This is a genomic window from Mesorhizobium sp. WSM4833 (assembly GCF_055811095.1).
The window spans coordinates 227,131-233,776 of the sequence record NZ_JBVVQG010000010.1; the positions used below are offsets into that span (position 1 = coordinate 227,131).

At 63.6% G+C, this 6,646-nt stretch carries 7 protein-coding genes; 3 read left to right on the forward strand and 4 right to left on the reverse strand.

From position 1 onward, the window contains the following. The first annotated feature begins 41 nt into the window (after positions 1-41). Positions 42-950, forward strand: a complete 909-nt coding sequence (locus AC0L2D_RS21815; protein ID WP_473542353.1) for a LysR family transcriptional regulator — start codon at positions 42-44, stop codon at positions 948-950. On the opposite strand, the gene AC0L2D_RS21820 is transcribed toward AC0L2D_RS21815, so the two are convergent. From AC0L2D_RS21820 to AC0L2D_RS21830, 3 genes are all read right to left on the reverse strand, one after another. Next, entirely contained in the window at positions 914-2,089 is a 1,176-nt protein-coding gene (locus AC0L2D_RS21820; RefSeq protein ID WP_473542354.1) for an MFS transporter, read from the reverse strand. The genes AC0L2D_RS21815 and AC0L2D_RS21820 overlap by 37 nt on opposite strands. A 117-nt stretch (positions 2,090-2,206) precedes the next feature. Further along, positions 2,207-2,515 carry a DUF1244 domain-containing protein gene (locus AC0L2D_RS21825; RefSeq protein ID WP_013529201.1) on the reverse strand — a complete coding sequence of 103 codons (309 nt, stop codon included), beginning with the start codon at positions 2,513-2,515 and terminating at the stop codon, positions 2,207-2,209. An 11-nt stretch (positions 2,516-2,526) separates the two neighbouring features. Next, positions 2,527-3,324: an N-formylglutamate amidohydrolase gene (locus AC0L2D_RS21830; RefSeq protein WP_024502956.1), complete on the reverse strand. Its 798-nt coding sequence runs from the start codon at positions 3,322-3,324 to the stop codon at positions 2,527-2,529. A gap of 245 nt (positions 3,325-3,569) precedes the next feature. Between AC0L2D_RS21830 and AC0L2D_RS21835 the strand changes: the two genes are divergently transcribed. Both AC0L2D_RS21835 and pyk read left to right on the forward strand, forming a co-directional pair. Then, entirely contained in the window at positions 3,570-4,058 is a 489-nt protein-coding gene (locus AC0L2D_RS21835) for a DUF1036 domain-containing protein (protein ID WP_013529203.1), read from the forward strand. Further along, positions 4,055-5,491, forward strand: a complete 1,437-nt coding sequence (gene pyk / locus AC0L2D_RS21840) for a pyruvate kinase (RefSeq protein WP_013529204.1) — start codon at positions 4,055-4,057, stop codon at positions 5,489-5,491. Before AC0L2D_RS21835 ends, pyk begins: the two co-directional genes overlap by 4 nt. A gap of 43 nt (positions 5,492-5,534) precedes the next feature. Here pyk and AC0L2D_RS21845 read toward each other — a convergent pair whose 3' ends face one another. Beyond that, positions 5,535-6,599: an alpha/beta fold hydrolase gene (locus tag AC0L2D_RS21845; RefSeq protein ID WP_473542364.1), complete on the reverse strand. Its 1,065-nt coding sequence runs from the start codon at positions 6,597-6,599 to the stop codon at positions 5,535-5,537. Between the last annotated feature and the right edge of the window lie 47 nt (positions 6,600-6,646).

Genomic DNA, 6,646 nt, shown 5'->3' on the forward strand with positions numbered 1-6,646 from the left:
TGGAAATTGACTACAGATGGCGTTCTGATATTCATAAATGAATGACAGAAATCGACTGGAACCTGATCAAGAGCTTTGTCACCGTGGCGGAATCCGGCAGCCTGTCGGCTGCCGCGCGGAAGCTTTCGGCCAGCCAGCCGACGCTTGGCCGTCACATCGGCGAGTTGGAACAGGCGCTGGGCGTCACGCTGTTCCGTCGAGGACGGCACGGCTACGAACTGACGGAGGCCGGCAGCACGCTGTTGGAACGCGGCAAGGCGGTCAGCGAGCAGGCAAGCGCCTTCTCACTCCTGGCACTGGGTTCGGTCGAGGCTATCGAAGGCACGGTGCGTATCGCCGCCAGCGAGGTCGTGGCGGCCTATGTCCTGCCTGAGATGACGATGCGGCTGGGGATCGAGGAGCCCGGCATCGAGGTCGAGATCGTCGCTTCCAACCAGGTTGAGAACCTGCTGCGTCGAGATGCCGACATCGCCATCCGCATGGTCAAGCCGGCGCAGAACGAGCTGATGGCACGCAAGGTCTGCGACATCGAGCTCTGCGCCTGCGCGGCCAAATCCTATCTCGACAGGCGCGGCCGTCCGCTGAAGCCTGCCGATCTTGTCGACCACGATCTGGTCGGCTTCGACCGCGGCGACGAGATCATCAGGGGTTTTACCCAGCACGGCATCCCCGTCACCCGGAGCAGCTTCCGCTTCAGGGCCGACAACCAGATCGTTTTGTGGGAAGCGGTGCGGGCGGGAAACGGCATTGGTCTTGGCCAGGAGCCGCTGGCCGACAGGGATCCTTTGATTGAGAAGGTGCTGCCCGACCTGCCGCTGCCAGTTCTGCCGGTGTGGCTGGCGATGCATCGCGACGTGCGTACCAGCGTGCGCATCCGCCGTGTGGTGGATTTCCTTCACGAGGAGCTGAAACGCTATTCGGCGGGTGCTGGCGCGAATTCGGCGCGGTGAGCGAGCCCGGCCATCAGCAACACGATGATCAGCAGTCCCGACATGGTGATGAAGATCGGGCCGAAGCTGGAATGCTCGGCAACGAAGCCGATCGCCGACGGCGCCACCAGTATGCCGCAGTATCCGATCGTCGTGACCACGCTCATGCCGGTGCCGGAAGACATGCCTTCCTGGTTGCCGCCGGCCGAAAAGATGATCGGCACCATATTGGCGATGCCGAAGCCGCAAAAGGCAAAGGCTGCAATGGCGAGCCAGGGCGAGGGCGCCAGGCCAGCCACCAGCATGCCGACCGCGGCTACGACGGCCGACGCGCGTAGCGTCGTCACCGCGCCGAAGCGATTGCGTATGCCGTCGCCGAAGAACCGCGTAACCGCCATGACGCCCGAAAATCCAGCGTAGGCGAGGCCGGCGACGGCGAGATCGGCGCCGAGCTCCTGGCGCAGATACAGGGCTGCCCAGTCGAGCACGGCGCCTTCCGAGATCATCGCCAGCAACGCCATCAGCCCGATCAGATAAACCAGCGGGTTTGCCGGCAGTGCGAATTTGTGGTGCTCGGCCGCCTGCGGTCTGTCTTCGGCGAGGAGATGGCGAACGGCCACCGCGATCACCGCGAAGGCAAACGCCGTTACCGCCGCCGCGTGGACGAGGTGGCCGTAATGCTGGATGGCAAAGCCGCCGAGGCCGCCACCGGCAAAACCGCCGAGACTCCAGAAGCCGTGCGAAGACGACATGACGGCGCGGGAGAGCCGCCGTTCGACCACCACGGCGTTGGCATTCATGGCAACGTCCATGCCGCCGATCGAGCCGCCGAAGATGATCATGGCAACGGCCGCCAAGGGTACGTCGGGCGCCAGCGCCACGACCATGAGACCGAGGCTGCCGCACAGGGCGAACCAACGCAGTACGGTGCGCGAACCATGTCTGGAGATCAAATGGCCACACCAGGTCATCGCGACGACGGCGCCGACCCCAAACAAGAGAATCAGCAGACCGAGCGTGAACTTCGAAATCTCCAGCCGGGTCAGGAACACCGGAATCTGCGGCGCCCAGCTGCCCGTCAGGAAGCCGTTGGCGAGGAAAATGGCCGCGAGCGCCCATCGTCCGCGAATGGCAGTCAGCTTGGCAGTTGACGCGTTCATGAGGCGAATCCCGCAAGAAATGGCTTCGCGCGGCAAATTAGATCGATTCAATTTTCAGTCAAGGCTCTTTCGGGAAGCATTTTTTGAGCCAAACACAGCCTTGAGTGATCGCTGGCCTTAATGGTCCTTGGGGCGCCTTGCCTCGAATTCGGCCTTCTTGGCGTCGGAGGCCTCGGTCTGGTTGAGCGCCTGCCATTGCGCATAGGGCATGCCGTAGACGATCTCGCGCGACTGATCCTTGGTGAGATCGACGCCCTCGGCATTGGCCGCCTCGCGATACCAGTTCGACAGGCAGTTGCGGCAGAAGCCGGCGAGGTTCATCAGGTCGATGTTCTGCACGTCGTTGCGTTCGCGCAGATGCTCGACCAGCCGGCGGAAGGCGGCCGCCTCGAAATCGCGTTGCTGCTCGTCGCTGAGTTCGGTCATCGAAACCTCCGTCATAGCGGCCCGGTGCGCGAGCCGAACATCTTCACCACATGTATATCGGGACGGCGGTCGATGGCGTCAACGATCGGCGCCAGCCGTTCGGCCCAGGCGAGCGCGCCCTTCTGGTCCGATATCAAATCCTGTCGGATCTCGATCAGCGCATGGGCGAAGCCGTTGACGATGGCGTGCTTGTACATGGTGTCGCCGCGCAGCGCGCCGTCATAGGGTTCGTTGTCGCCGACGACGAGGTTCCTGTCCTGCGCCAGCATGTCTATCAACGGCCGCGCCACGCGGTCGTCGAGGTCCCACAGGATGCCGACGTGCCAAGGACGCTGGATTCCTTGCATGGCCGGGGTGAAGGAATGCACCGAGAAGATGAAGGGCGCCTGGGCGGAAGCCTGTGCGACCGAGGCGATCATGGCGCTGACGGCGTCGTGATAGGGCCGGTAGAACCCGTCGAGCCGCCTCTCGCGCTCCTCGGCAGCGATGGGGTAGTTCCCAGGTACGACCGTGCCGTCATAAAGCTGGCGAATGAGCGTCGGGTCGTCTTCGCCGCGATTGGGATCGATCAGCAGCCGCGAAAAATTGGCGAGCACCGCTGGCACGCCCAGCAGGGCAGCCAGTTCGCGCGTCACCCCCTCGACGCCGATGTCATAGGCGATGTGGCGGTCGAACTCCGCTGAGGGCAGGCCGAGGCTGCCATAGTCGTCGGGCAGGTCGCGACGGGCATGATCGCCCAACAGCACGATGCCTCGCTTGCGGTCGCCCTCGATGATGTCGAAAGGCGCGAAAACTGTGGATCGGGTCATTGGCGGGAAATGGTCTGTTCGCTGGCTTCCGGGGAGGATGCTATCGTCATTCCACGAAGACGACGCTTGCGCAATGCCGTTGTTTGGCCAAGGTTTCCCGGGAAATCTGGCACAAGTCGGCGAATTGTGCGCCGGAGCCTTTCTAAATCGATTGGAATTGGACAAAACGGTGCGTTGACATGCGCCCGGACTTTTCCGAAAAGGGGCGCAGAGAGATGCTGATGTGGTTTTTGAGGGGTTTTCGGATGAGTTCCGCCGGCGGGCAGCGCATGCGCTCTGCCTTTGCCATGCCGCTCCTCACTCTTGCCATCGGCCTGTCGGCCATGGTCGTGGCTTCGCCGGCGCGTGCCGATTTCCGCGTCTGCAACGCCACGCAGAACCTGGTCGGTGTCGGCATCGGCTATCGCGCCAAGGCCGGCTGGATCACCGAAGGCTGGTGGCACATCGAGGGATCGAGCTGCAAGACGCTGATCGAAGGGCCGCTGTCATCAAGGTTTTACTATCTTTATGCAGAAGACGCCGAACGCGGTGGACGCTGGGACGGCCCGATCAACATGTGCGTGGCTGAAAAAGAGTTCAAGATCGCAGGCGTAACCGACTGCGTCGCCCGGGGCTTTCAGCGCGCCGGATTCCAGGAATATGACACGGGCGAACAGGCAAGCTGGATGGTCCAGCTGACCGATGAGTCCACAACGGGAGGCGCTCCAGCCACCCCGGGAACAAACAGTCAATGAGACGTAGCCGCAAGGTCAAGATCCTAGCCACCATCGGTCCTGCCTCCTCCTCGGAGGAGATGCTGAAGAAACTGTTCGAAGCGGGCGCCGATGTGTTCCGCATCAATATGAGCCATACCGACCATGAACTGATGCGCACGCTGGTCGGACGCATCCGCGCTGTCGAGGAAGCCGTTGGCAGGCCGATCGGCATCCTCGCCGATCTGCAAGGGCCAAAGCTGCGCGTCGGCAAGTTCGCCAACGGCAAGGAAGTACTGACGCAAGGCCAGACCTTCACGCTCGACGACAATCCCGAGCCGGGCACCTCGACCAGGGTCTATCTGCCGCATCCGGAAATCCTGAGCTCGGTCGAAGCCGGCCATCGCCTGCTGATCGACGATGGCAAGCTCGAGCTGAAGGCGGTGAAGAGCGACGGCAAATCGATCGTCTGCACCGTCGTCGCCGGCACCACGATTTCCGACAAGAAAGGCGTCAGCCTGCCTGACACCGACCTGCCGGTCGGCGCGTTGACCGAGAAGGACCGCAAGGACCTCGATGCCGTGCTGGCCACAGGCGTCGACTGGGTGGCGCTGTCCTTCGTGCAGCGGCCGGAAGATCTGGCCGAAGCGCGCAAGATCGCACGCGGACGGGCGCTGATCATGGCCAAGATCGAGAAGCCGCAGGCTGTCGCCCGGCTGGCCGAAATCATCGAACTGTCCGACGCGCTGATGGTCGCCCGCGGCGATCTCGGCGTCGAGATGCCACTCGAGGCGGTGCCCGGTATCCAGAAGCAGATCACGCGCGCCGCACGCCGCGCCGGCAAGCCGGTGGTGGTTGCAACGCAGATGCTGGAATCGATGATCACGGCACCGGTGCCGACCCGCGCCGAGGTGTCCGATGTTTCGATCGCCGTCTTCGAAGGCGCCGATGCCATCATGCTGTCGGCGGAATCGGCGGCGGGTGCCTATCCCGTCGAGGCCGTGGCAATGATGAACCGTATCGCCACCAAGGTCGAGACCGATCCGACCTATGCCGGCATCATCAACGCCCAGCGCTCCGAGCCGGAAGCGACCGGCGCCGACGCCATTTCGCTGGCCGCGCGCGAGATCGCCGAAACGCTGAAGCTGTCGGCGATCATCACCTACACCGCATCAGGCACCACGGGCCTGCGCGCCGCCCGCGAGCGGCCGCAAGTGCCTGTTATCGCGCTGTCGCCGATCCTCAACACGGCGCGGCGGCTGTCGCTTTTGTGGGGCACGCATTGCGTTGTCTCGCCCGACGCCGTCGACCTCGACGACATGGTCAACCGCGCCTGCCGCATCGCCTTCGACGAAGGCTTCGGCAAGCCAGGCGACCGCGTCATCATCACCGCGGGCGTACCGCTGCGGACACCGGGTTCGACCAACATGCTGCGCATCGCCTATATCGGGTCGGACACACAAGTCAGCCGCTAGATTCCTAAAGCGTGTCGGCTCTGAACGGTTCGGGCGACCGGCTTCAGGTCGGCGCGAGTTCGGCCTGCGGTACCTTGATATCGGCGCATCTGCCGGCGCCGTAGGCGTCGCCGGCGATGCGCGCCTCCACGGTCCTGGCCATCGCCTGCAGGTCGATACTCTTGCCGGCGACCTTCTCGATGGCGCCGAGGGTCAGGTCGGGCGCGATCCAGTCTGGCTTGTGACCGAGATTGTGCACCCAGACGAGTTCGGCACCGGCAATGTCGCGGGCCAGACCGACCGAATGGATATGTGCATAGACCACCTTGTCGCGATCGCCTGAAATGACCACGGTTGGCGCCTTGATCTCGTTGTAGCGCGGTGCGGCGTCGAGGGCATAGCGATAGAGCCCGGCCACATCGGTGGCGTTGGCGCGAAAGGCTTTTGGTCGCAGCACCAGCGGGATAGAGGCCATTCCGAGATAATTGTCCGGCACCTTGTTGGGCGAGAAAACGCAGGTGGTGGCGTCGGCCATCTGCAGTGTACCGGCCGGATAGGTCAGCGTTTCGGAAAACAGCCAGCCGAGCACGGGAATGGTGGTCAGATCGTAGTACCAGGCGGTTGCGCCGCCCGGCCATGGATGGGTCGCCGGTGCGAGGAAGACCAGTCCAAGTGTCTTGTCTGGATGCTCGCGGCCAAAGGCCGATGTCACCACGCCGCCGAAGGAATGGCCGACGATGACAGCCTTCCTGATGCCGAGATGGTCCATCAGTGCGGCAATGGTGTTGGCCTGCGCCGACGGGTTCTCGTTATGGGTGCCGCGACCCGACCAGCCGTGGCCTGGCCGGTCGAAGAACAGCATTTCGGCGCGGCCTTCGAGCAAGGGACGCAGCGGCAGCATCTGGTCCCTGAGATTGGCGCTGGCGCCGTGGATGAAGACGATCGGCGGCAGCTCGGCGTTGGCGGGTGCCGGAACATGGACATAGTGGATGCGGGCGCCGTCGATGTCGGCGAACTCGCCGAGCGGCGGATCGCGGTGCTCGATCAGCCATGAGCCGACGCGGGTGATGCCGACAAAGCCGAAGACAAGCGCCATCAGGAAGGCAAGGGCGGCGTAGATCAGGTTCATGGGGAAGATACGGAAGTGGAGGGGGGTAAGTTGTAGGGGAGTAGGGG